Raw genomic sequence first — 23,174 nt, 5'->3', positions numbered from 1 at the left:
CGGCACCGCGTCCGCGCACCCTTGCCGGGCGCCAACGAACGGAGAGACCCGCTGTGACTCGCACACCCCAGGCAGCCGCCGAGGAGGCCGCAGCCGAACTGCGCTCGCGCACCGGCGTGGACGCCTACGACGTCGCCCTGGTCATGGGATCGGGGTGGGCCTCCGCGGTCGACCTGCTCGGCGACTCCGGCCAGGAGCTGCCCACCACCGACCTGCCCGGCTTCGTGCCCCCGGCGGTGGAGGGCCACAGCGGCACCGTGCGCAGCATCAGGGCGGGCGACCGCTCCCTGCTCGCCTTCCTGGGCCGCACCCACCTGTACGAGGGCCACGGAACCGACGCCGTCGTGCACGGCGTGCGCACCGCCGTGGCGGCCGGGGCCAGCACGGTCGTGCTGACCAACGCCGCGGGCGGCATCAACCCCGCCTACGCGGTGGGGACCCCGGTGCTCATCGCCGACCACCTCAACATGACCGCGCGGTCCCCGCTGACCGGTGCGACCTTCGTCGACCTCACCGAGACCTACACCCCCGCCCTGCGCGAGCTTGCCCGCTCGGTGGACCCCTCCCTGCCCGAGGGCGTGTACGCGGCCATGCCCGGCCCGCACTTCGAGACGCCCGCCGAGATCCGCATGCTCAGCGCCATGGGCGCCGACCTGGTCGGCATGTCCACCGTGCTGGAGGCGATCGCCGCCCGCGCCGCGGGCGCCCGCGTGCTGGGCCTGTCCCTGGTCACCAACGTCGCGGCCGGGCTCACGGGGGCCAACCTCGACCACGAGGACGTGCTGGCCACCGGCCGCGACGCCGCCGGAACGGTCGGCCGCCTGCTCGCCGACATCACCGCCAAGCTCTGAGGGGAACCCCATGACCGACCTCGCCCGGGCCAGGCAGTGGATCGCCCAGGACCCCGACCCCTACACGCGCGCGGAGCTGGCGGGACTGGTGGAGCGCGCCGGCCGGGGCGAGGCCGACGCGCTGGCCGACCTGGACTCCCGCTTCGGGGCCCGCCTGGAGTTCGGCACCGCCGGGCTGCGCGGCGCCCTCGGCGCGGGCCCCAACCGGATGAACCGGGTGGTGGTCATGCGGGCCGCCGCGGGGATCGCCGCCTGGCTCGGCCAGAGCCCCGGGCACGTGGTCATCGGCCACGACGCCCGGCACCGCTCGTCGGACTTCGCCCGCGACAGCGCCGCCGTCCTCACCGGCGCCGGGCACCGCGTGTCCCTCATGCCCGGACCGCTGCCCACCCCCGTCCTGGCCTTCGCCGTCCGCGACCTGGGCGCCGACGCCGGGATCATGGTCACCGCCAGCCACAACCCGCCCCGGGACAACGGCTACAAGGTCTACGCGGGGGCGGCCAAGGCGGGCGGCGCCGCCGACGCGGGAACCCAGATCGTCTCCCCGGCCGACGCCGAGATCTCCGCCGCCATCGACGCGGTGGGCCCGGTCGACGAACTGCCCCTGGGCGAGGGGTGGACGGTGCTGGGGGAGGAGGCGGTGGAGCGCTACCTGGACGCGGTCACCGCGCTGGTCCCGGGCGGGGACCGCGACCTGGCCACCACCTACACCGCCATGCACGGGGTGGGCGGCCGGGTGCTGCTGGCGGCGATGGAGCGGGCCGGGTTCCCCCGTCCGTCCGTGGTCGCCGCCCAGTTCGAGCCCGACCCCGACTTCCCGACCGTGGACTTCCCCAACCCGGAGGAGCCCGGCGCCATGGACATGGCGCTGGCCACCGGCGCCGCCGACCGCTCCGACCTGGTCATCGCCAACGACCCCGACGCCGACCGGCTCGCGCTCGCGGTCCCCGGACACGGTCTGCTCACCGGCAACGAGGTGGGCGGGCTCCTGGCCGAGTACGTGCTCGACCACACCAGCGGGTCCGACCGGGTGGTGGCCGCCTCGATCGTCTCCTCCAGCCTGCTCGGCAAGATCGCCCGCGACCGGGGCGTGCACTACGAGGAGACCCTCACCGGCTTCAAGTGGCTGGCGCGCGCGGGCGGTCCCGGGCAGCGGCGGGTCTTCGCGTTCGAGGAGGCGCTGGGCTACTGCGTGGGCGCCGACGGCGGCCGCCCCGTCGCGGACAAGGACGGGATCAGCGCGGCCCTGGTGGCGGCGGCGCTCGCCGCACGCGCCAAGCGGCGGGGGGCGACCCTGCTCGACCTGCTCGACGACCAGGCGCGCCGGTACGGCCTGCACCTGGGCGACCAGCTGTCGGTGCGGGTGGAGGACCTGTCGGTCATCTCCGCGGCGATGCGGCGGTTGCGCGCCGAACCGCCCGCCGCGTTCGGTCCCCTGCGGGTGGTGGGGGTGGACGACTTCGCCGCCGGACACGCGGGTCTGCCGCCGACGGACGCCCTGCGCTTCCGGTTGGAGGGCAGGGGACGTGTGACGCTCAGGCCCTCGGGGACCGAACCCAAGCTGAAGGCCTACGTCGAGGTGGTGCTGGATGTGGACGGTGACGTGGCGGCCACCCGCGCACTGGGCTCGGACCTGCTCGCCGAGCTGATGGCCTCGGTCACCGTGGCTGTCGGGGGTTGAGGGCGCCGTTCAGTCGCCGTCGGCGGGTTCCACGACCGGCCGGTGCACGACCTCGTCGATCACGGTGAGCGTCTGGGTGGACGTCACACCGGGAAGCGACTGCAACCGGGTGAGGATCAGGTCGCGCAACTGGTTGGTGTTGGCCACGCGGACGAGGAGGACGATGTCCGCCGAGCCCACGACGTACCAGCAGTACTCGATCTCCGGGTAGGAGGACAGGATCTCCCGGTTGGCGCGCCAGTCCGGCTGGCTGCCCGAGATGAGGACGAGCGCGGTGACGCCGAGCCCCATCTTGGAGTGGTCGGTCACCACGGAGTAGCCGCGGATGACGCCCTCGTCGGTGAGCCGCTTGATGCGGTTGTAGGCCGTCGCGCGGGACACGTTGGCCAGTGCGGCGATCTCGGTGATCCCGGTCCGCGCGTCCTTGGCGAGCGCGCTCAGGATCGTCTGGTCGGTCGTGTCCGGCCGCCGGCCGTTCCTCCGCTGGTCGCCCATGGCCATGTGCGTGCTCCTCGTGTGCTCTTGTTTCAGGACGAAGCCCCTCACTGTCGTCGTTGACCGGGGCTAACGAGTTACCAGGTAAACGTTGTTTCCGTCTATCGGAATCTCAGTCGGCGAGATGCGCGGCGTTCGGGCACCCCCTCCGGCCGCCGCGGGGGCGGCGCCGGAGGAGGACGGGAGCGGGGACCCTGGCGCGGGGTCCGACGGGCGGGGGGAGGCGCGTCGGGAGTCCGACTGTACTCGTGGTCGACGCGGTCGGTGGATGGGGTGGTTTCCCGGACCGGCGGCGCCTACACCGCGCGGCCCGGAACACGACAGAACTTCTTGTCGCGGCGTTCCGTGGGGTCCAAGTGTCGGGAAATCGGGGGGTTTCGTTGACCGGATGACCGGTGCCTCGAACGTATGCGCTCGGCGCCGGGAAGTGCGCCCGCCGCGGCCGATCGCGGCTGTTCCGTGACCGTGGACCCCCTCACCGCGACCCCGCGTGCGCTCTCGGTCGCGGCTCGCGCCCTCCCGGGATCCGACGGCGTTCGTGAGGTGTATAGGCCCGTGTGTCGTTTTCCCGGGTGGAACGGGGTTCGCGCTGGACGATAGGGGGCGATATGGCGAATTTCGTTCCCGTATGTATCAACTAGCGACGGATATCTAGCGAAAGTGTCGAGTCTTGCGGAGAATCTGCGTACAGGACAGACACCGCCCGGAGCCCGGACCGCGCCACCGCGCGGGACAGGGCCACGTTGGGAGCCGCTCGACATGCCCGCCAGCCGCCCGCCCTCGCCCCAGGACCCGCGCGGGGCCGCCGCTCCCGACGCAGGCGCCGTGCGTCCGGACCCCTCACCCCGCGAGCCGGCGGACCGGGGCGCCATCACCGTGGGCCACCTGCCGCCCGACCTCACCCGTGCCCTCTACCGCCACATGAGGACCGCCCGCGACCTGGACACCGAGGCCATCGCCCTCCAGCGCCAGGGCGTCTTCCCCGCCTACGTGTCCGTGCGCGGCCAGGAGGCCGCCCAGGTCGCCAGCGCCTCGGCCCTGGACCCCGCGCGCGACTTCGTCTTCCCCACCTACCGGGAGATGGCCTCCGCCCTGGCCTACGGGGTGGAGATGGTCGGCTACATGGCCACCCACCGCGCCCTGTGGCACGGCGGCCTCTACGACGTCGCGGCCTCGCGGTTCGGCGCAGTCAACGCCGTGGTCGGCGGCCCCGTCCCGCACGCGGTCGGCTGGGCCGTGGGCGAGCGGCTGCGCGGCGACGACGGCGTGGCCCTGGCCTACTTCGGCGACGGCGCCAGCTCCGAGGGCGACGTCCACGAGGCCATGAACTTCGCCGGGGTCTTCGGCGCCCCCGTCGTCTTCTTCTGCCAGAACAACCAGTGGGCGCTGTCGGTGCCCAACCACCGCCAGGTCGCGGGCGGCTCGGTCAGCGCGCGCGCCGAGGGCTACGGCATGCCCGGCGTGCTGGTGGACGGCAACGACGCGGGCGCGGTCCACGAGGCCACCGCCGAGGCCGTCGCCCGGGCCCGCCGCGGCGAGGGCCCCACCCTCATCGAGGCGCTCACCTACCGCGTGGAGCCCCACTCCACCTCCGACGACCCCGGCCGCTACCGCGACGACGCCGAGGCCCGGCGCTGGCGCGAGCGCGACCCCCTCACCCTGCTGCGCGCGGCTCTGCTCGCCGCCGGGCACGCCGACGAGGGCGGACTCGCCCGCGTCGACGCCGAGGCCCGCCGGGAGGCCGAGCGCATCCGCGACGGGGTGGCCACCGCGCCCGAACCGGACGGATCGGAGCTGTTCACCCACGTCTTCCGGGAGACCACCGAGGAGCTGACCCGGCAGCGCCGCACCTGGCAGGAAGAGGTCGAGCTGTGACCGAGCTGATCGAACGCGCCGACACCGCCGCCGAGGCCCCCGAGGTCGAGCTGTCCATGCAGCAGGCCATCAACCGCGCCCTGCGCGGCCTGCTCGCAGAGGACCCCGACGTGCTGGTCTTCGGCGAGGACGTGGGCGCCCTGGGCGGGGTCTTCCGCGTCACCGACGGGCTCCAGAGGGAGTTCGGGGACACGCGTGTCTTCGACACCCCGCTGGCCGAGTCCGCCATCATGGGCATGGCGGTCGGCCTGGCCATGAACGGCTGGCGGCCCGTCCCCGAGCTCCAGTTCGACGGTTTCGCCTATCCCGCGATCGACCAGATCGTCAACCAGGTGGCGCGCATGAACTACCGCACCCGCGGTGCGACCCCCATGCCGATCACCCTGCGCCTGCCCTCCTTCGGCGGCATCCAGGCGCCCGAGCACCACGGCGAGAGCCTGGAGGCGCTCTTCGCGCACACCCCCGGCCTCAAGGTCGCCGCGCCCTCGGACCCCGCCGACGCCTACAGCCTCCTGCTCCAGGCGGTGCGCTCCGACGACCCCGTCGTCTACATGGAGCCCAAGGCCCGCTACTGGGACCGCAGGCCCGTGCGACTGCGCGAGCCCAGCGAGCCCATCGGCGCCAGCCGCGTCGTGCGCCCGGGCAGGCACGCCACCCTCATCGCCTGGGGGGCCATGGTGCACCGCTGCGTCCAGGTGGCCGAGCTGGCCGCCGAGGACGGCGTGGAACTGGAGGTGCTGGACCTGCGCTGGCTCAAGCCCCTGGACGCCGCCGGGATGGCCGCCTCGGTCGCGCGCACCAAGCGGGCCGTGGTCGTGCACGAGGCGCCGCTGACCGCCGGGCTCGGCGCGGAGGTGGCCGCCCTGGTCACCGAGCACTGCTTCCGCGACCTGTCCGCCCCCGTCCAGCGCGTCACCGGGTTCGACGTGCCCTACCCCGCGGGTCCCCTGGAGCCGCAGTACCTGCCGACCATCGACCGCGTCCTGCTCGCGGTGCAACGGACCCTGGAGTACTAGAGCGACCATGGCAGAAGACAACATCACCTTCTCCCTCCCCGACCTGGGCGAGGGGCTGGTCGAGGCGACCGTCCTGGAGTGGCAGGTCGCCGTGGGCGAGGAGATCGAGCGCAACGCCCCCCTGGTGGAGGTGGAGACCACCAAGTCCGCGGTGGTCATCCCCTCGCCCCAGGCGGGCCGGATCGTCGAGCTGCACGCAGAGGAGGACCAGGTGGTCCCGGTCGGCGCGCCCCTGGTGACCTTCGCGGTCCAGGCCTCCGGCGACGCGCCCCGGGCGGGCATCGTGGGCCGCGTCCCCGAGGAACAGGCCCGGCCCGCCCGCCGGGTGCGGCTCAAGCCCCCGACGGACTGACGGCGGCCGACCGCGGGTCCCGTTCGGAGGAAGACACGAACGGGGGCGCCCCCCCGGCGCACCCCATTCGGAGGAAAATCCGACCGGGACCCGCGTTTTTCCCTTTTCTTTTCGAAAACATGGTGGGTGGTTTCATGTCCGCGAATCTCACCGGCGGCGTGACAATGCGTTATGCGGATTTGCGTCCGCAGGGCCGGGAGGACGGGGTCCCCGTACTTCTCCTGCACGGTTTCGGCACCGACTTCGGCATGAATTGGCGGGCCGCCGGGTGGACGCAGGCCCTGGAGTCGGCCGGGCTACGGGTGATCGGGCCGGATCTGCGCGGTCACGGAAACAGCGACAAACCGACCGACAGCGCTTTCTACCTGCCCGGACACTTCGTCGCAGACCTCCTCTCCGTGCTCGACGAGTTGGCGGTGGACAAGGTCGACGTGGTCGGTTACTCCATGGGTTCGCGCCTGGCCTGGGAACTCGTGCTGACCGCCCCCGAACGCGTCAGGCGGGTCGTTCTCGGTGGTTTCGGACCGAAAAACGCCTTCGCCGGAACGGACCTGTCCGACCCCGGTTCCGGGGACACGCCCTTCGACCGCGTCTACCGCACGGTGGCCGCCCTGCCCTCCAACGACCCCGCCGCGCTGGCCGCCTGCGCGCGCGGCCAGGCCTCGCGCCCCTTCGACGCCGAGCCCCCGCTCAGCGGACTTCCGGTGCTGCTGGTCTCGGGCGCCGGGGATCCGCTCGCCGAGGGCGCCGCGGCCCTGGCCGAGCGCTGCGGCGGCACGCACGTGGAGGTCCCCGGGCGCGACCACGTCAACGCCGTCTCCTCCCGCCGCTTCCGGCAGGCCGTGCTGGACTTCCTGGCCGACTGACGCCGTGCGCGGCCCCGCCGCCCCCGCCGTCCGACGCGGTTAGTCCGGTCTAGACCGGCCCCCTCCGACGTGCCGGTGTGACAACCGGTGAAGGAGGCGCAGCCATGCGTGGTAATGCCGTGTCGGGGCGGGGAACAGCCCCCGCGCAACACAATCCCGAAACACACCGGACCGCTTCGGGTGCGCGCTTGTCGACTTTCGGGTAAGGACCCGTGTCGCTACGCTCTCGCCTTCATAACAACTCCGCCCGTTGGTTAGATGTACTTTCGGCCACCGGATATCGTCCGGCTGCAGAACTCAGGTCGGTCGCGAGCGAATGCTGGCCGCCGAGAGGGCGTAAGAGGAGTGAGAAGTGAAGCGCAGCAACACAGTCAGGTTCGCCGCGGTCGCGGCAGCCGGTGTGCTCGCCCTCACCGCGTGTGACAGCGCGGCCGAAGAGGGCGGCGGCGAGGGCGGCGGCGAGGAGTCCGCCTCCGAGCTCCAGGTCGGCCTGGCCTACGACGTCGGCGGTCGCGGCGACCGCTCCTTCAACGACTCGGCCTACCGGGGACTGGAGCGGGCCGCCGAGGAACTCGGCGTGGAGACCAACGACTTCGAGCCCAGCGACGGCGAGGCCGAGTCCGCCAAGGAGGACCGCCTGGCCACCATGGCCGAGGAGGGCTACGACGTCGTCATCGCCGTCGGGTTCGCCTACGACGGCGCCGTGCGCGCGGTCGCGCCGGAGTACCCGGACGTCCACTTCGCCATCGTGGACTCCGAGATCGCCGACGTCGACAACGTCACCAGCCTGGTCTTCGCCGAGGAGCAGGCCTCCTTCCTGGCCGGCGCCGCCGCGGCGCTGACCACCGAGGAGGACCACGTCGGCTTCGTCGGCGGCGTCGAGACCCCGCTGATCCGCAAGTTCGAGGCCGGTTACGCCGCGGGCGTGGCGCACGTCAACGAGGACATCACCGTCGAGGTCGACTACCTGAGCCAGCCGCCGGACTTCAGCGGCTTCAGCGACCCCGCCAAGGGCCGTGAGACCGCGCAGGCCCAGTACGACCGCGGCGCGGACGTGATCTACCACGCCGCCGGCGCGTCGGGCAACGGCATCCTGGAGTCGGCCGTGGCCAACGACTTCACCTTCATCGGCGTCGACAGCGACCAGTACGAGAACGCCGCAGAGGACCAGAAGCCGCACGTGCTCACCTCCGCCATCAAGCAGGTGGACGTGGCCGTGTTCGAGCTGATCTCCGCCGCCACCGAGGGAGAGGTCGAGGGCGGCGTCCAGCGCTTCGAACTCGCCGACGGCGGCGTGGACTACACCACCTCCAACGAGGAGGCGATCAGCCCGATCCAGGAGCAGCTGGACGAGATCAAGCAGCAGATCATCGACGGCGAGATCGAGGTCCCGACCGAGCCGTAGACCGTGTTCCCCTGGACCTCCGCTTCGCTTCGGTCCGTGTTCGGGCGCCAGAGCCCGGTCCAGGAACACACGTCGTCGCGGGGTCGCCCGCGGCGGCCAGCATCCACGGGCGGCAGCGACCGGGGTAGATCCCCGGTCGGTGCCGCCCCGGTTGCCGTTCGGCGGCGGGGCGTCCGGCAGCGGCCGCGACCCGGCCGGTTCCGCGGCGCCACACCGCACATTCCACGAGGAGACTGATGAGCAGCACGCCATCGGGCGAGGGGGCACTGGCGCCCCCCGCCGTTGAGCTGCGCGGGATCACCAAGCGTTTTCCCGGCGTCGTGGCCAACCACGACATCGACATCACCGTGGCTCCCGGTACCGTGCACGCCATCGTCGGCGAGAACGGTGCGGGCAAGTCCACGCTGATGAAGACCCTGTACGGCATGCACCGGCCGGACGAGGGACACATCTACGTCCAGGGCCGCGAGGTGCGCTTCGGCTCGCCCTCCGACGCCATCCGCAACGGCATCGGCATGGTGCACCAGCACTTCATGCTCGCCGACAACCTCACCGTGCTGGAGAACGTGGTCCTGGGCGCCGAGCGCCGCCACGGCATCGGCAACCGCGCCCGCGCGCGCATCCGCGAGCTGTCCGCCCAGTACGGCCTGGGGGTCGACCCCGACCGCCTCATGGAGGAACTGGGCGTGGGCGACCGCCAGCGCGTGGAGATCCTCAAGGTCCTCTACCGCGGCGCGCGGACCATCATCCTCGACGAGCCCACCGCCGTCCTGGTCCCGCAGGAGGTCGACGAGCTCTTCGACAACCTGCGCGAGCTCAAGCGCGAGGGCCTGACCGTCATCTTCATCTCCCACAAGCTGGACGAGGTGCTCTCCGTCGCCGACGAGATCACCGTGATCCGCCGCGGCACCACCGTGGCCACCGCGGACCCGGGCACCACCACCGCCCGGGACCTGGCCACGCTCATGGTCGGCGGCGAGCTGCCCGTGCCCGAACTGCGCGAGTCCACCGTCACCGACCACGTCGTGCTGTCCCTGGACGGGGTCACCGTGCACTCCGCCGACGGCCGCGCCGTCGTGGACGGGGTGAGCGCCGACATCCGCCGGGGCGAGATCGTCGGCATCGCCGGTGTCGAGGGCAACGGCCAGTCCGAGCTGATCGAGGCCATCATGGGCATGCGCCCGCTGGCCGCCGGGCGCATCCGCCTGGAGGAGCAGGACATCACCGGCTGGTCCACCCTCAGGATCCGCGAGGCGGGCGTGGGCTACATCCCCGAGGACCGCCACCGGCACGGCGTGCTGCTGGAGTCCCCCCTGTGGGAGAACCGCATCCTGGGCCACCAGACCAAGGAGCCCAGCGTCCGCGGCCCCTGGATCAACAGGACCGGCGCGCGCGCCGACTCCGAGCGCATCGTCGCCGAGTACGACGTGCGCACCCCGGGCATCGACGTCATCGCCGACGCCCTGTCCGGCGGCAACCAGCAGAAGTTCATCATCGGCCGGGAGATGAGCGGCTCCCCGCGCTTCCTGGTCGCCGCCCACCCCACCCGGGGCGTGGACGTGGGCGCCCAGGCGGCCATCTGGGAACAGCTGCGCGACGCCCGGGCCGCGGGCCTGGCCGTGCTGCTGGTCTCCGCCGACCTGGACGAGCTGATCGGCATGTCCGACACCCTCCACGTCATCCTGCGCGGCCGACTGGTCGCGCAGGCCGACCCGACCACCGTCACACCCGAACAGCTGGGCTCGGCCATGACCGGCGCCGGACTGCACCGGGCCGACCAGAGCACGGAAGGCGACAGCGGTGCCGACCGACACGGAAGCGAGGGCGGCGCATGAGTAGGATCCCCCGTCCCGCGATGACCCTGCCCGCACCCGCGGCCGCGGGTGTCGCGATCGCCCTGGGCGTGGCACTGACCGTCGCCCTGGACACGGCGCTGCTGTGGTGGGCGGCGCTGATCATCGGCGTGGTCGTGGCCTTCGCCTTCGTGGCCTGGTCCGGGCCCATGGTGCCGCGCGAGCGCCGTGCGGGCGCGGACGGCGCCCGCGAGGAGGGCACCGCCCTGCACAACACGCTGGTGGTGCCCACCGCCCTCGTGCTGTCGGTGGCCGCCGGTCTGCTGGCCGCGTGGTTCCTGGACCTGTCCCTGATCGAGCCGGTGGCCGCAGCGCTGGGCGCGCTGGTCGGCTCCGCCGCGGCCTTCCTGCTGTTCCACCGGTTGTCGGCCATGCTGGCGCTGTCCTTCGCCGCGGTCCTGGCCGCCGGGGTCATCGCGACCGCGGTCACCGCGGCCGTGCTGTTCTTCAGCGGCATCCCGCCGCTGGCCACGTTCGAGCGGATGCTGGAGTACGGCACCCGGCCCGACAGCCTAGTGCGCGTCATCAACGACGGCACCACGTACTACCTGGCCGCGGTCGCGGTGGCGATCGGCTTCAAGATGAAGCTGTTCAACATCGGCGTGGACGGCCAGTACCGGCTCGCCGCGCTGCTGTCGGCCGCCGTGGGCGGCTACCTCGTGCTGCCGCCGGTGCTCAGCCAGATCGTCATCGTCATCACGGCCGTGGCCGTGGGCGGCGTGTGGGCGGGCATCGCCGGGTACCTCAAGGTGACCCGCGGCGTGTCCGAGGTGATCTCCACGATCATGCTCAACTCCATCGCCACCGGCGTCACCGCCTACCTGCTCAGCACCGACCGCCTCGCGGTGGAGATCAGCACCAACAACATCGGCACCCCGCCGATGCCCGAGTCCTCCTGGGTGCCCGGCATCCCGGCGGGCTTCCTCGGCTCGGACGAGCGGATCTTCGGGTTCGTGTTCCTGGCCGTGGCCGTCGGCATCGGCTACTGGGTGATGCTCAACCGCACCCGTTTCGGCTTCGAGCTGCGGGCCACCGGCCAGTCGCAGACGGCGGCCGAGGCCAGCGGCGTCAACGTCAAGAAGATGGTGTTCCTGTCCATGCTCTTCTCGGGCATGGTCGCCGGTCTGGTGGGCCTGCCCCAGCTGCTGGGCAGCTCGCACTACTACGCCCTGGACTTCCCGACCGGCATCGGCTTCATCGGCATCGCCATCGCCCTGCTGGGCCGCAACCACCCCGTGGGCATCGTCTTCGCCGCCCTGTTCTGGGCCTTCCTGAACCAGGCGTCGGGCATCCTGCCCTTCGACGGCATCCCGCAGGAGATCGCGGTCATCTCCCAGGCCACCATCGTTCTCACCGTGGTCGTGGTCTACGAGGTGGTGCACCGCTGGGGCCGCCGCTACCAGCAGCAGCAGATCGGCAGGCAGCTCGGCACCACCGCCGAGTCGCCCGCACCGGAGACGGTGAAGGTGTCGGCGGACGAGGCGTCCCCGGCCCCCGCGGACGGGTCCACCGCCGAGGGCACCGCACCCGGATCCGAGGACAGGCGCGGAGGGGAGGCCAAGTGAGCCAGGAGATCAACGTGATGGAGCCGGTGGCCAAGCCCGCCGCCCGGCCCCGGGGGTGGGCGCGCTGGCGCTTCTTCACCCTGTTCGGCGCGGTGCTGGTGTCCCTGGCGGGCCTGCGGGTCATCACCGGGCACGACATGCTCACCGACGCGGGCACCATCAGCACCACCATCACCTTCGCGGTGCCCATCGGGCTGGCCGCGCTGGGCGGTCTGTGGGCCGAACGCGCGGGCATCATCAACATCGGCCTCGAAGGCATGATGATCCTGGGCACCTGGTTCGGCGCCTACTTCGCCTGGTCCACGGGCAACCCGTGGATCGGGCTGCTGGCGGGCGTGCTCGCCGGTATGGCGGGCGGGCTCCTGCACGCCGTGGCCACGGTGACCTTCGCGGTGGACCACATCGTCTCCGGCGTGGCGATCAACATCCTCATGCTCGGCGCGATGCGCTACCTGTCGATCCTGGTCTACTCCGACGTGCAGGGCGCGGGCGCGGCCCAGTCGCCCCCGACGCCCTCGTTCCCGGTGTGGGACCTGCCCCTCGTGGCGCAGGTGCTCAGGCCGGTCGCCGACAGCGGGGTCTTCCTGGTCAGCGACCTGGCCTCGCTGGTGCTCGGCGCGACCACGAACATGCCCGCGCTGACGGTCGTCGCGATCCTGATGATCCCGCTGACCTACCTGGTGCTGTGGCGGACCACGTTCGGCCTGCGGCTGCGCTCGGTGGGCGAGAACCCCGACGCCGCCGAGTCCCTGGGCGTGCCGGTGTACAGCCTCAAGTACGTCGCGGTGATCGTCTCCGGCGGCCTGGCGGGCATGGGCGGCGTGTTCCTGTCCGTGGTCGCCTCGCAGATCTACCAGGAGGGCCAGACCGGCGGGCGCGGCTACATCGGCCTGGCCGCGATGATCTTCGGCAACTGGCGTCCGGGCGGCCTGGCCATGGGCGCGGGCCTGTTCGGCTACACCGACGCCCTCCAGGTGCGCGGCGGCGGCGCGGCGGTGCACGCCCTGCTTCTGCTCCTGGCCGTGGCGCTGGTGGGCGTGGCCGTGTGGCAGGTGCGCCGGGACCGCAAGGGCCTGGCCGCCTTCGGCGCGCTCACGGCGGTGCTGCTGTTCGCGTGGTACTTCTCCACCGACTCGCTGCCGCGCGAGCTGGCCACCTACAGCCCGCACATCGCCACCCTGCTGGTGCTCTCGCTGGCCTCGCAACGGCTCCGGCCACCGGCCGGTGTCGGCAAGCAGTGGAGGGCGAGCCGGTCATGACCGACGCACCACTGGACCCGTCGAGCGTGGACTGGGAGGCCCTGCGGGCCGCCGCCCGCGAGGCCATGGGCCGCGCCTACGCGCCCTACTCCCGCTACCCGGTGGGCGCGGCGGCGCTGGTCGACGACGGCCGCGTCGTCAGCGGCTGCAACGTGGAGAACGCCTCCTACGGGCTGGCCCTGTGCGCCGAGTGCGGCCTGGTCAGCGCCCTGCACGCCTCCGGCGGGGGCCGTCTGACGGCCTTCAGCTGCGTGGACGGGCGGGGCGAGCTGCTCATGCCGTGCGGGCGCTGCCGTCAGCTCCTGTTCGAACACGGCGGGCCTCAGCTGCTCGTGGACACCCCCGAGGGAGTCTGGACCATGGACCGGGTGCTGCCGCAGGCATTCGGTCCGCACAGCCTCGCGTGACCGTGCTTTCGCGCTAGTTCCGCCTCCCCGGACGCCGCCGCTCGGCGGCGTCCGGGGAGGCCCTTTTTCTTCCGCCAGTCGAGAGGAGACGACATGGACGTCATCGAGATCATCCGGGCCAAGCGCGACGGGGGAGAGCTGACCCCCGGCCAGATCGACTGGGTGGTCGACGCCTACACCCGCGGCGAGGTGGCCGAGGAGCAGATGTCGGCGCTGGCCATGGCGATCTTCCTGCGCGGGATGAACCGGGCCGAGGTGAGCCGCTGGACCGAGGCGATGCTGGCCTCGGGCGAGCGCCTGGACTTCTCCGACCTGGCGCGGCCCACCACCGACAAGCACTCCACGGGCGGGGTGGGCGACAAGATCACCCTGCCGCTCACGCCCACCGTCGCGGCCTGCGGGGCGGCCGTGCCGCAGCTGTCGGGGCGCGGGCTCGGGCACACCGGCGGGACCCTGGACAAGCTGGAGTCGATCCCCGGGTGGCGGGCCTCGCTGTCCACCGGCGAGATGCGGGAGGTGCTGGACTCCACGGGCGGGGTGATCTGCGCGGCCGGGTCCGGGCTGGCTCCGGCCGACCGCAAGCTCTACGCGCTGCGCGACGTGACCGGCACGGTCGAGTCGATCCCGCTGATCGCCGCGTCCATCATGAGCAAGAAGCTCGCCGAGGGAACCGGCGCGCTGGTATTGGACGTCAAGGTGGGGTCGGGGGCGTTCATGAAGGACGCCGACTCCGCGCGCGAGCTGGCCCGCACGATGGTCGGCATCGGCAACGACCACGGGGTGCGCACGGTCGCCCTGCTCACCGACATGGCGGTTCCGCTGGGCAGGCAGGTGGGCAACGCCCTGGAGGTGGCCGAGTCCGTGGAGGTGCTGTCCGGCGGCGGGCCGGCGGACGTGGTGGAGCTGACCGTGGCGCTGGCCAGGGAGATGCTGGCCGCGGCCGGGCTCGTCCCCGGTGAGGGCGGGGTCAAGGACCCGGCCGAGGCGCTGCGGGACGGCAGCGCGCTGGAGTCGTGGAAGAGGTTGGTCCGGGCGCAGGGCGGGGACCCGGACGCGCCGCTGCCGGTGGCCGCCGAGCGCCGGGTGGTGCTCGCTCCGACATCGGGGACGGTGACCCGGCTGGACGCCTACCAGGTGGGGCTGGCCGCGTGGCGGCTGGGCGCGGGCCGGGCGCGCAAGGAGGACTCGGTGTCCTTCGGGGCGGGGGTGACCCTGCACGCCAAGCCGGGGGAGAGCGTCGTGGCGGGGGAGCCGCTGTTCACGCTGCACGCCGACGAGGCGGAGCGGTTCGAGCGCGCGGCCGAGGCGCTGGAGGGGGCCTTCGACGTCGAACCGGAGGGCGGGGCGGGGTACGAGGCCCGGCCGCTGCTGATCGACCGGATCGCCTGACCCTGGACCACGGCTGTGGGGCGGCGACCGGACCTCCGGTCACCGCCCCACAGCCGGGCGGGGCTCCCCGGCCCCGCGCGGGTCAGTTCGGCATCGGCATGGGCTGGGGCGCGCTGCCCGCGGGCATCATGACGTAGGCCACGACCGCCAGCAGCACCAGCAGCAGGCTCACGATCAGCACGGCGGTGGCCAGCCACCGCGCCCAGGGCCGGGTCCTGAAACTCGCCAGGGCCAGTGCGAGCCCCGCCAGAATCGCCGTCAGCGCGGCCAGGCCGCCGCCGATGAGCAGTTGCACGGAGAACTGCGACACCTGGTCCACGGGCACCGGCTGGTCGCCGATGAGCACCACCGTGGTGAAGAGCTGGACCAGCTGGCTCGAAAGCACCGTCACGGCGAGCAGGAACAGCGCGGTCAGGGCGAAGGTCTCCGCGCCCAGAGGGCCGCTGGGCCGGTCGGTGCGCCCCGGGGCGGCCACCCCGGAGTCCGGCTCCAGCAGGGGCTCCTCCACCATGGCGGGCTCATGCGCGGGAACCCCGGTCCCGGCGGCCGGGTCTGCCCCGGGCTCCGGCTCGCGGCCGGGGTCCCGTGCGGGCCCCCGGGTGGGATCGGTCGGGTCGTTGCCTTCCGCTGATGTACTCACGCGGTCAACCTACCCGCCGAAGTACCAAGGGAGTTTCTACAAAACCCCTGTTCAGGACCCGGACGGCAGCGTGGCGAAGGTCAGCACCGAGACCACGACCAGCAGCGTGCCCACGATCACGGCCGCGGCGGCGCCCCAGCGGCTCCACGCCCGCGTGGCCGCCCCTCCCCGCAGCAGCGACAGGGCCCCGGCGAGCACGGTCAGCGCGCTCAGCCCGCCCGCGACCATCACCTCGGCCGCGAGCGCGCTCGCCTCCCCGGCGCTGGTGTCGGTGGGGACCCGGCCCACGAAGAAGAAGCCGAAGAGCTCGAAGAGCCGGGTGTTCAACGCGGTGAGGACGAACAGCATCAGGGCGATGACGCTGAAGGTCTCGGCGGCGAACAGGCCGCTGGGGGATCGGGTCGGCGCGCCCGCGATGAAGGCGCCGCTGGCGTCGCTCTCCTGACGCGTCCCCCGCGCCCCGGCCTCCTCGGGCGGCCCGGCGGTACCGGCGGCCCCGGTGCTCCCGGCGGTTCCGGCCTCCGGGGCCTCCTCCGCCGACGTCCGCGCTGTCGGCGCCGCCTCCGTCGTCTCCGCTGCCTCCGCCGTCGTCTCGGGGGACGCGGCGTCGTCGGCGGGGTTGGTGTCTTCTCGCGAGGTGTTCACGGCGCCAAACTACCGCGCGCCTCCCCCCGCTCCGAGGGGGAGTAACGCACGCCCCCGTGGCCGGTTCCGGCCATACCGCGCCCGCCCACCGTGTCCGCTCGGGCCCGACCGCCCGTCCGGAAAAACAAGCACACCTGCTTGTTTTTCCGTGTGGCCGGTGTCACCCTCGTGTCCATGACCGCTGCTGCCACCCCGGCGCCCCCGCTGCTGGTCGCGAACGCCTCCGGTTTCTACGGGGACCGCTTCGCCGCCGTCCACGAGATGCTCACCGAGGGGCGCGTGGACGTCCTCACCGGCGACTACCTGGCCGAGCTCACCATGGCCATCCTCGGCCGCGACCAGCTCGGCGACCCCGGCCGCGGCTACGCCCGGACCTTCCTGGGCCAGATGCGCGAGACCCTGGCGCTGGTCATGGAACGCGGCACCAGGGTGGTCACCAACGCGGGCGGCCTCAACCCGCGCGGCCTCGCCGACCGGCTCACCGAACTCGCCGACGGGCTCGGCCTCGAACCCCGCATCGCCTGCGTCACCGGCGACGACCTCATCGACCGCGCCGAGGAACTCGACCTGGGCTCCCCCCTGACCGCCAACGCCTACCTGGGCGCCTTCGGCATCGCAGCCTGCCTGGAGGCGGGTGCCGACATCGTCGTCACCGGCCGCGTCACCGACGCCTCCCTGGCCGTTGGCCCGGCTGCCGCCCACTTCGGCTGGACCCCCGGGGACCTGGACGCCCTGGCCGGGGCCACCGTCGCCGGGCACGTCATCGAGTGCGGCACCCAGGCCACCGGCGGCAACTACGCCCTGGCCGCCGAACTCCTGCGCGAGGGCCGCGACCTGGACCGGCCCGGCTTCCCCCTCGCCGAGATCCACGCCGACGGCAGCGCCGTCATCACCAAGCACCCCGGCAGCGGCGGCGCCGTCACCACCGGAACCGTCACCGCCCAACTCGTCTACGAGGTCGCCGGCGCCCGCTACCCCGGCCCCGACGTCACCGCCCGCCTGGACACCGTGCGCCTCACCGGGCAGGGGCCCGACCGCGTCCTGCTCAGCGGAACCCGCGGCGAGGAGCCGCCCCCCGACCTGAAGGTCGGCCTGACCAGCCTCACGGGCTTTCGCAACGAGCTCGAGTTCCTGGTCACCGGCCTGGACGCCGAGGCCAAGGCCGCCCGGGCCGAACGCCAGATGCGCGCCGCCCTCGCCGACCGCGCGCCCGACGACCTGCGCTTCACCCTCGTGCCCGCCCAGGACCCCCACGGCGACACCCAGGACGCGGCCACCGCCCGCCTGCGCGTGGTGGCCCGCGACCACGACCCCGCGGTCGTGGGCCGCTCCTTCGGCGCGGCCGCCGTGGAACTGGCCCTGGGCAGCTACGCCGGGTTCCACCTCACCGCGCCGCCGAGCGACGCCCGCCCCGACGGGGTCGCCGCCACACACGTGCTCGTGCCCGCCTCCGAGGTCGCCCACACCGCGATCCTGCCCGACGGCGCGCGGGTGCCCGTCGCGCCCGCGACCCGCACCCGGGCCCTGGCCGAGGTCGCCGAGCCCCCGCTGCCCGAACCCCTGCCCCGGGGCCCCGCGCGCCCGGTCCCGCTCGGCCTGGTACTGGGCGCGCGCAGCGGCGACAAGGGCGCCGACGCCAACCTGGGCGTGTGGGTGCGCGGCGAGACGGCGTGGCGGTGGCTGGCCACCACCCTGACCGCCGACCTGCTGCGCGAACTCCTGCCCGAGACCGCCGGACTGCGCGTCACCCGGCACCTGCTGCCCAACCTGAGCGCCGCCAACTTCTGGATCGAGGGCCTGCTCGCCCCCGGCACCGCGCGCCGCGAGGGCGTGGACCCCCAGGCCAAGGGGCTGGGCGAGTGGTTGCGCGCCCGCCGCGTCCCCGTTCCCGAGGTCGTGTTGGCGGAGGTGGAGCGGTCGTGAGCGTGCCCGAAACCGGGAACGGCCCCGCCCCCGAGGCCGTGCCGACGGAGGTGGGCCGACCGTGAGCGTGCTCAGGACCGGGCTCGACACCGCCTCGCCCGCCTTCGCCGAGGCCCGCGAGGCGATGCTGGCCAAGCTCGCCGAGATCGACGCCGAGCACGCCAGGGCCCTGGCCGGGGGCGGGCAGCGCTACGTGGAGCGCCACCGCGCCCGGGGCGGCCTGCTGGCCCGCGAGAGGATCGAACTCCTGCTGGACGAGGGCAGCCCCTTCCTGGAACTGTCGCCGCTCGCCGCCTGGGGCAGCGACTTCCACGTCGGCGCCAGCCTCGTCACCGGCGTGGGCGCGGTCTCCGGCGTGGAGTGCGTGCTGGTGGCCAACGACCCCACCGTGCGCGGCGGCTCCAGCAACCCGTGGACCCTGAGGAAGACCGCCCGGGCCGCCGAGATCGCCGAACGCAACCGGATGCCGCTGATCAGCCTGGTGGAGTCCGGCGGGGCCGACCTGCCCACCCAGAAGGAGATCTTCATCCCGGGCGGCCGGGCCTTCCGCGACCTGACCCGCCTGTCCGCCGCCGGAGTCCCCACCGTCGCGCTGGTCTTCGGCAACTCCACCGCCGGAGGCGCCTACGTCCCCGGCATGAGCGACCACGTGGTCATGGTGCGCGAGCGCTCCAAGGTGTTCCTGGGCGGGCCGCCGCTGGTGCGGGCGGCCACGGGCGAGGAGAGCGACGACGAGTCGCTGGGCGGGGCCCGCATGCACGCCGAGGTCTCCGGCCTGGCCGACCACCTGGCCGAGGACGAGCGCGACGCGATCCGTCTCGGACGGCGCATCGTGGCCCGCCTGGGCCACCGGAAGGCGGGGCCCGCCCCGCGCCCGTCGGCGCCCGAACCCCTGTACCCGGCCGAGGACCTGCTCGGGATCATGCCGCCCGACCTGCGCGTGCCCGTGGACCCGCGCGAGATCATCGCCCGCCTCGTGGACGGCTCGGTGTTCGACGAGTTCAAGCCCTCCTACGGCGGCGGCCTGGTCACCGGCTGGGCCGACCTGCACGGCTACCCCGTGGGCGTGCTCGCCAACGACCACGGCGTGCTCTTCAGCGCCGAGGCCCAGAAGGCCGCCCAGTTCATCCAGCTCGCCAACCGCTCGCACACGCCGCTGGTGTTCCTGCACAACACCACCGGCTACATGGTCGGCCGCGAGTACGAGCAGGGCGGCATCATCAAGCACGGCTCGATGATGATCAACGCCGTCTCCAACAGCGCCGTCCCCCACTTCTCGGTGCTCGTGGGCGCCTCCTACGGCGCGGGCCACTACGGGATGTGCGGGCGGGCCTACGACCCGCGCTTCCTGTTCGCCTGGCCCAGCGCCCGCTCCGCCGTCATGGGCCCCCGCCAGCTCGCCGAGGTGCTGTCCATCGTCGCCCGCCAGTCCGCGGCCGGGAAGGGGCAGCCCTACGACGAGGACCAGGACGCCGCCCTGCGGGAGATGGTGGAGCGACAGATCGAGGCCGAGTCGCTGCCCCTGTTCCTGTCCGGGCGGGTCTACGACGACGGCGTCATCGACCCCCGCGACACCCGCACCGTCCTGGGCCTGTGCCTGTCCTACGCCCACAACGCCCCGGTCCGGGGCACCGACCGCTTCGGCGTTTTCCGAATGTGAGGAGACCGTGAACCACACGCCCTCCGCCGCGCCCCCCGGTGGTTCCGCCGAGTCGGGCGCCACGGTCCCCGGTCGGCCCGCGCCGCCGCGCCCCGTCACCCGCCTCCTGGTCGCCAACCGGGGCGAGATCGCCCGCCGGATCCTGCGCACCTGCCGCTCGCTGGGCATCGCCACCGTCGCCGTGCACGCCCCCGGCGAGGAGGGCGCCGCGCACGTGGCCGAGGCCGACACCGCCGTGCGCCTGCCCCTGACCGAGGGGTGCGGCCCCGTGGACGCCTACCTCGACCCCGACGCCGTGGTGGCCGCCGCCCGCGCCTGCGGAGCCGACGCCGTCCACCCCGGCTACGGCTTCCTGTCCGAGAACCCCGCCCTGGCCCGCGCCGTCACCGGCGCCGGACTGACCTGGATCGGCCCCCCGGCCGAGGCCGTCGAGAGCATGGGCGCCAAGACCCGCGCCAAACGCATCGCCCGGGACGCCGGGGTGCCCGTCGCCGACGCCCTGGACCCCGGACAGGTGCGCCCCGAACACCTGCCCGTGCTGGTCAAGGCCGTCTCCGGCGGCGGCGGACGCGGTATGCGCGTGGTCCGCGACCTGGCCGACCTGCCCGCCGAGGCCGCTGCCGCCCGCGCCGAGGCGGCCTCGGCCTTCGGCGACCCGGCGGTGTTCTGCGAGCCCTACGTCCCCCACGGCCGCCACGTCGAGGTGCAGGTCCTGGCCGACACCCACGGCACCGTGTGGGCCCTTGGCGAGCGCGACTGCTCCGTCCAGCGCCGCCACCAGAAGGTCATCGAGGAGACGCCCGCCCCCGGCCTGCCCGACGACCTGCGCGAACGCCTGCACGGGGCCGCCCGCCGTCTGGCCCGCGCCATCGGCTACACCGGCGCGGGGACGGCCGAGTTCCTCGTCCCCGTGGGGGAGGAGGGCTTCGGCGAACCGGTCTTCCTGGAGATGAACACCCGGCTCCAGGTCGAACACCCCGTCACCGAGTGCGTCACCGGCCTGGACCTGGTCGAGTGGCAGATCCGCGTCGCCGAGGGAGAGGCCCTGCCCGGAGACGGCCCGCCCGCGCCGCGCGGCCACGCCGTCGAGGCCCGCCTGTACGCCGAGGACCCCCGCGAGGGCTGGCGGCCCCGCACCGGCGTCCTGCACGCCTTCGAGGTCTCCGCCGACACCCGCTTCGCCGCGCCGCCCGCCTTCGGGGTGCGCCTGGACAGCGGGGTCGAACCCGGCGACACCGTCGGCGCCGACTTCGACCCCCTGCTCGCCAAGGTGGTCGCCCACGGGCGCGACCGCCGCGACGCGCTGCGCCGCCTGGCCGCGGCCCTGGCCGCCGCGCGCGTGCACGGGGTGGGCACCAACCGCGACCTGCTCGTGCGGGCGCTGCGCCACCCCGCGTTCGCCGGGGCCGAGGCCCGCCCCGAGGGACTGCACACCGGCTACCTGGACGGCGACCGCCTCAGCGCCCTCGTCCAGCCCCTGGCCGACCCCGCCGCCGAACGCCTCGCCGCGCTGGCCGCGTCCCTGTCCGCCGCCGAGGCCGCCCGCGTCGTCGCCCCCGCCCCCGCCGGGGTGCCCGCCAACTGGCGAGCCCTGCCCTCCCAGCCCTTCGTCCGCCGGCACGACGTCGACGGCGACGAGGCGAGGCGGACCACCACCGCCTACCGCACCCTGAGAGGGTCCTACCTGCCCGAACAGGCCGGGGTCCGCGTGCTCTCGGCCGCGCCCGACCGGGTGGTCCTGGAAGCGGACGGCCTGCGCCGCGCCTTCGACGTCCACCGCCCCGCCGCGGGCCGCGACGTCCACGTCGACTCACCCCTGGGGTCGGTCACCCTCACCCCCGTCGATCCCCTGCCCGAACCCGAGGCCGCGGTCGACCCCGGCGCCCTGCCCGCGCCCATGCCCGGCACGGTCACCGCCGTGGAGGTCGCCGTGGGCGAACGGGTCGAGCCCGGACAGACCCTGCTGCGCATGGAAGCCATGAAGACGGAGCACCGCGTCACCGCCCCCGCCGCCGGTGCCGTCCGGGAGATCCCGGTCGCGGCGGGGCAGAGGGTGCCCGCCGGGGCGCCCCTCGCCGTCCTCGACTACGAAGGGGCCACGCCGTGACCGGTGCCATGACCTTCAACGAACCCGCCGAACGCGTCGACCTGCGCGCCGCCGTGTCCGCGTTCGCCGCGGGGTACGGGTCCGAGTACTACCGGGCCCGCGCCAAGGAGGGCGCCTACCTCACCGAACTGTGGCGCGAGGCGGGAGGACTCGGCTACCTCGGCGTCAACATCCCCGAGGAGTACGGCGGCGGGGGCGGCGGCATCGGCGACCTGGCCGCCGTCCTGGAGGAGCTCAGCGCGGCCGGGTGCCCCACCCTGATGATGGTGGTCTCCCCGGCCATCTGCGGCACCGTCCTGTCCCGCTTCGGCACACCCGAGCAGCGCGGGCGCTGGCTGCCCGGCCTGGCCACGGGCCAGACCATCATGGCCTTCGCCATCACCGAGCCCGACGCCGGGTCCAACTCCCACCGCATCACCACCACCGCCCGGCGCGACAGCGGGGGCTGGGTGCTCAACGGCCGCAAGACCCTCATCTCGGGCGTGGACGTGGCCGACGCCGTCATGGTCGTCGGACGCGTCCAGGACGAGGACACCGGGCGCCTGTCCGCCGCGCTGTTCGCGGTGCCCACCGACGCCCCGGGGTTCGAGGCCCGCCGGATCGAGATGGACCTGGTCAGTCCCGACCACCAGTACCAGCTGTTCCTGGACGACGTGCGCCTGCCCGCCGACGCCCTGGTCGGCGATCCCGGGGCCGGGCTCCTCCAGCTCTTCGCCGGACTCAACCCCGAGCGGATCATGGCCGCGTCCCTGGCCGCGGGCAGCGCCCGCCACGCCCTGGACAAGGCGGTGGCCTACGCCAGGGAGCGCACCGTCTGGCGCGACACGCCCATCGGCGCCCACCAGGGGCTGGCCCACCCGCTGGCCCAGGTCAAGATCGAGCTGGAGCAGGCCCGCCTGATGACCCAGCACGCGGCGCTCCGCTACGATTCCGGCGACGACGCGGGGGCGGGGGAGGCGGCCAACATGGCCAAGTACGCCGCCGCGGAGGCGTGCGTGCGCGCGGTCGACCAGGCCGTGCAGACCCTGGGCGGCAACGGCCTGGCCAGCGAGTACGGGCTGGGGTCGGCGATCGCCGCCGCCCGCCTGGCGCGCATCGCGCCGGTGAGCCGGGAGATGGTGCTCAACTACGTGGCACAGCAGTCCCTCGGACTGCCCAGGTCGTACTGAGCGGTCGGCGCGCGGA

19 protein-coding genes are annotated in these 23,174 nt (G+C 73.7%); 16 read left to right on the top strand and 3 right to left on the bottom strand.

Annotated elements, in window-relative coordinates:
- The first annotated feature begins 53 nt into the window (after positions 1–53).
- On the top strand, positions 54–851 hold the full coding sequence (locus AC0VX6_RS20255) for a purine-nucleoside phosphorylase (RefSeq protein WP_475465620.1): 798 nt from the start codon (positions 54–56) through the stop codon (positions 849–851).
- Positions 852–861: 10 nt separating this feature from the next.
- A complete protein-coding gene (locus AC0VX6_RS20250) occupies positions 862–2,532 on the top strand; it encodes a phospho-sugar mutase (RefSeq protein WP_475465618.1) in 1,671 nt (556 codons plus the stop codon).
- A 9-nt stretch (positions 2,533–2,541) separates the two neighbouring features.
- Here the strand turns inward: AC0VX6_RS20250 and AC0VX6_RS20245 are convergent, their stop codons facing one another.
- A complete protein-coding gene (locus AC0VX6_RS20245; RefSeq protein WP_047869398.1) occupies positions 2,542–3,033 on the bottom strand; it encodes an Lrp/AsnC family transcriptional regulator in 492 nt (163 codons plus the stop codon).
- An 870-nt stretch (positions 3,034–3,903) separates the two neighbouring features.
- Between AC0VX6_RS20245 and AC0VX6_RS20240 the strand changes: the two genes are divergently transcribed.
- The 10 genes from AC0VX6_RS20240 (at position 3,904) to AC0VX6_RS20195 (ending at position 15,014) form a co-directional block, all read left to right on the top strand.
- Positions 3,904–4,902 (top strand): thiamine pyrophosphate-dependent dehydrogenase E1 component subunit alpha, encoded by a 999-nt coding sequence (locus AC0VX6_RS20240; protein ID WP_274978200.1) that lies wholly within the window; start codon positions 3,904–3,906, stop codon positions 4,900–4,902.
- Positions 4,899–5,918: an alpha-ketoacid dehydrogenase subunit beta gene (locus AC0VX6_RS20235; RefSeq protein ID WP_475465617.1), complete on the top strand. Its 1,020-nt coding sequence runs from the start codon at positions 4,899–4,901 to the stop codon at positions 5,916–5,918. The genes AC0VX6_RS20240 and AC0VX6_RS20235 overlap by 4 nt, the downstream gene beginning before the upstream one ends.
- A 7-nt stretch (positions 5,919–5,925) precedes the next feature.
- Positions 5,926–6,270, top strand: coding sequence for a biotin/lipoyl-containing protein (locus AC0VX6_RS20230; protein WP_274974189.1), 345 nt, complete (start codon positions 5,926–5,928; stop codon positions 6,268–6,270).
- A gap of 134 nt (positions 6,271–6,404) precedes the next feature.
- Complete coding sequence (locus AC0VX6_RS20225; protein WP_475465615.1) at positions 6,405–7,136, top strand: alpha/beta fold hydrolase; 732 nt, start codon at positions 6,405–6,407, stop codon at positions 7,134–7,136.
- Positions 7,137–7,488: 352 nt separating this feature from the next.
- Entirely contained in the window at positions 7,489–8,541 is a 1,053-nt protein-coding gene (locus tag AC0VX6_RS20220) for a BMP family lipoprotein (protein WP_274974188.1), read from the top strand.
- A gap of 236 nt (positions 8,542–8,777) precedes the next feature.
- Complete coding sequence (locus AC0VX6_RS20215; protein WP_274974187.1) at positions 8,778–10,376, top strand: ABC transporter ATP-binding protein; 1,599 nt, start codon at positions 8,778–8,780, stop codon at positions 10,374–10,376.
- Positions 10,373–11,959, top strand: coding sequence for an ABC transporter permease (locus AC0VX6_RS20210; RefSeq protein ID WP_274974186.1), 1,587 nt, complete (start codon positions 10,373–10,375; stop codon positions 11,957–11,959). Before AC0VX6_RS20215 ends, AC0VX6_RS20210 begins: the two co-directional genes overlap by 4 nt.
- Entirely contained in the window at positions 11,956–13,218 is a 1,263-nt protein-coding gene (locus AC0VX6_RS20205) for an ABC transporter permease (protein WP_274974185.1), read from the top strand. The genes AC0VX6_RS20210 and AC0VX6_RS20205 overlap by 4 nt, the downstream gene beginning before the upstream one ends.
- Positions 13,197–13,625, top strand: coding sequence for a cytidine deaminase (locus tag AC0VX6_RS20200; RefSeq protein ID WP_475465613.1), 429 nt, complete (start codon positions 13,197–13,199; stop codon positions 13,623–13,625). The genes AC0VX6_RS20205 and AC0VX6_RS20200 overlap by 22 nt, the downstream gene beginning before the upstream one ends.
- Positions 13,626–13,718: 93 nt before the next feature.
- Entirely contained in the window at positions 13,719–15,014 is a 1,296-nt protein-coding gene (locus AC0VX6_RS20195) for a thymidine phosphorylase (RefSeq protein ID WP_475465612.1), read from the top strand.
- 82 nt (positions 15,015–15,096) lie between these two features.
- On the opposite strand, the gene AC0VX6_RS20190 is transcribed toward AC0VX6_RS20195, so the two are convergent.
- Together AC0VX6_RS20190 and AC0VX6_RS20185 are read right to left on the bottom strand one after the other, a co-directional pair.
- A complete protein-coding gene (locus AC0VX6_RS20190) occupies positions 15,097–15,654 on the bottom strand; it encodes a hypothetical protein (protein WP_475465611.1) in 558 nt (185 codons plus the stop codon).
- A 51-nt stretch (positions 15,655–15,705) separates the two neighbouring features.
- A complete protein-coding gene (locus tag AC0VX6_RS20185) occupies positions 15,706–16,299 on the bottom strand; it encodes a hypothetical protein (RefSeq protein WP_475465609.1) in 594 nt (197 codons plus the stop codon).
- Positions 16,300–16,449: 150 nt separating this feature from the next.
- On the opposite strand from AC0VX6_RS20185, the gene AC0VX6_RS20180 reads away from it, so the two are divergent.
- The 4 genes from AC0VX6_RS20180 (at position 16,450) to AC0VX6_RS20165 (ending at position 23,158) form a co-directional block, all read left to right on the top strand.
- Positions 16,450–18,222: an acyclic terpene utilization AtuA family protein gene (locus AC0VX6_RS20180; RefSeq protein ID WP_274974180.1), complete on the top strand. Its 1,773-nt coding sequence runs from the start codon at positions 16,450–16,452 to the stop codon at positions 18,220–18,222.
- 61 nt (positions 18,223–18,283) lie between these two features.
- Positions 18,284–19,882 carry an acyl-CoA carboxylase subunit beta gene (locus AC0VX6_RS20175; RefSeq protein WP_274974179.1) on the top strand — a complete coding sequence of 533 codons (1,599 nt, stop codon included), beginning with the start codon at positions 18,284–18,286 and terminating at the stop codon, positions 19,880–19,882.
- 7 nt (positions 19,883–19,889) lie between these two features.
- Complete coding sequence (locus AC0VX6_RS20170) at positions 19,890–21,989, top strand: ATP-binding protein (protein WP_475465608.1); 2,100 nt, start codon at positions 19,890–19,892, stop codon at positions 21,987–21,989.
- Positions 21,986–23,158, top strand: a complete 1,173-nt coding sequence (locus tag AC0VX6_RS20165; RefSeq protein ID WP_274974177.1) for an acyl-CoA dehydrogenase family protein — start codon at positions 21,986–21,988, stop codon at positions 23,156–23,158. The genes AC0VX6_RS20170 and AC0VX6_RS20165 overlap by 4 nt, the downstream gene beginning before the upstream one ends.
- Positions 23,159–23,174 lie beyond the last annotated feature (16 nt).

This window comes from Nocardiopsis sp. iso_25 (genome assembly GCF_056173305.1).
This window is presented reverse-complemented; position numbering and strand designations above follow the sequence as displayed.